At 45.8% G+C, this 1,466-nt stretch carries 2 tRNA genes and 2 rRNA genes; all 4 read left to right on the top strand.

Annotation, left to right across the window (positions count from 1 at the left end):
* A 16S ribosomal RNA gene (locus M4I33_RS16755) occupies window positions 1-464 on the top strand; the annotation flags it as partial.
* Between the two features lie 132 nt (window positions 465-596).
* Window positions 597-672, top strand: a tRNA-Ala gene (locus M4I33_RS16750).
* A 5-nt stretch (window positions 673-677) separates the two neighbouring features.
* Window positions 678-754 (top strand) — tRNA-Ile (locus M4I33_RS16745).
* Window positions 755-1,001: 247 nt separating this feature from the next.
* Window positions 1,002-1,466: ribosomal RNA gene (locus M4I33_RS16740) — 23S ribosomal RNA — on the top strand; the annotation flags it as partial.

The following is a 1,466-nucleotide window of genomic DNA, read 5'->3' as shown; positions in this document are numbered from 1 at the left end:
GAGATGTTGGGTTAAGTCCCGCAACGAGCGCAACCCCTATTGTTAGTTGCTACCATTAAGTTGAGCACTCTAGCGAGACTGCCCGGGTTAACCGGGAGGAAGGTGGGGATGACGTCAAATCATCATGCCCCTTATGTCTAGGGCTACACACGTGCTACAATGGCCGGTACAGAGAGACGCAATACCGCGAGGTGGAGCTAAACTTCAAAACCGGTCTCAGTTCGGATTGTAGGCTGAAACTCGCCTACATGAAGCTGGAGTTACTAGTAATCGCGAATCAGCATGTCGCGGTGAATACGTTCCCGGGCCTTGTACACACCGCCCGTCACACCATGAGAGTTGGCAATACCCAAAGTTCGTGAGCTAACGCGTAAGCGAGGCAGCGACCTAAGGTAGGGTCAGCGATTGGGGTGAAGTCGTAACAAGGTAGCCGTAGGAGAACCTGCGGCTGGATCACCTCCTTTCTATGGAGAAATCTGATTAACAAGATGATTAATCAGTACAGCCAAAAAATCAAAATCTCGATTTCTTATTCGAAAGAGATTGGGCTTGTATTATTCTGTTCACTTTTGAGAGATCATTATCTCTTTGTATGTGGGGGTATAGCTCAGTTGGGAGAGCACCTGCCTTGCACGCAGGGGGTCAGGAGTTCGAATCTCCTTACCTCCACCACATATGGGTCTATAGCTCAGCTGGTTAGAGCGCACGCCTGATAAGCGTGAGGTCGGTGGTTCGAGTCCACTTAGACCCACCAAATGTTCTTTGAAAATTGCACATTAAATTAATTAGTTGATACAACAAGCCAAGAAAAATGTATTTAAATATACTATTCTTTGTAACAATATATCTAAGATTGCAAAATCTTAAAAATGACTAAATGTTAGTGTAGCTAGAAGCGAGTAGTACAAAGAAAACAAGAAGCGAGGAACGGAGTTTATTTCGATAAATGAGTACCGAAGCGACGAAGTTTTCAAAGTAATGCGAAGCTTATAGCAAACAAAGGTCAAGCTACAAAGGGCGTATGGTGAATGCCTTGGCATCAGGAGCCGATGAAGGACGTGATAAGCTGCGATAAGCTTCGAGTAGGCGCACATAGCCAGAGATTCGAAGATTTCCGAATGAGGGAACTCACATGGGTGAACCCCATGTATCCTATAGTGAATACATAGCTATAGGAAGGTAACCTAGGGAACTGAAACATCTAAGTACCTAGAGGAAGAGAAAGAAAAATCGATTTTCTTAGTAGCGGCGAGCGAAAAGGAAAGAGGCCAAACCGGAGATTTATCTCCGGGGTTGCGGACAGAACATTAACTTAGAAGGCTATCGTAGCCGAAGATAACTGGAAAGTTATGCCGTAGAGTGTAATAGCCACGTAGGCGAAACGAGAAGATCTAAAGTTCTGATCCAGAGTACCACGAGACACGTGAAACCTTGTGGGAAGCAGGGAGGACCACCTCCCAAGCCTA

Origin of the sequence: Clostridium sp. LY3-2 (genome assembly GCF_024705715.1) — a bacterium.
Taxonomy (GTDB): domain Bacteria; phylum Bacillota; class Clostridia; order Clostridiales; family Clostridiaceae; genus Clostridium.
The sequence above is the reverse complement of the archived record's forward strand: the minus strand, read 5'-3'. Positions and strand labels throughout refer to the sequence as shown.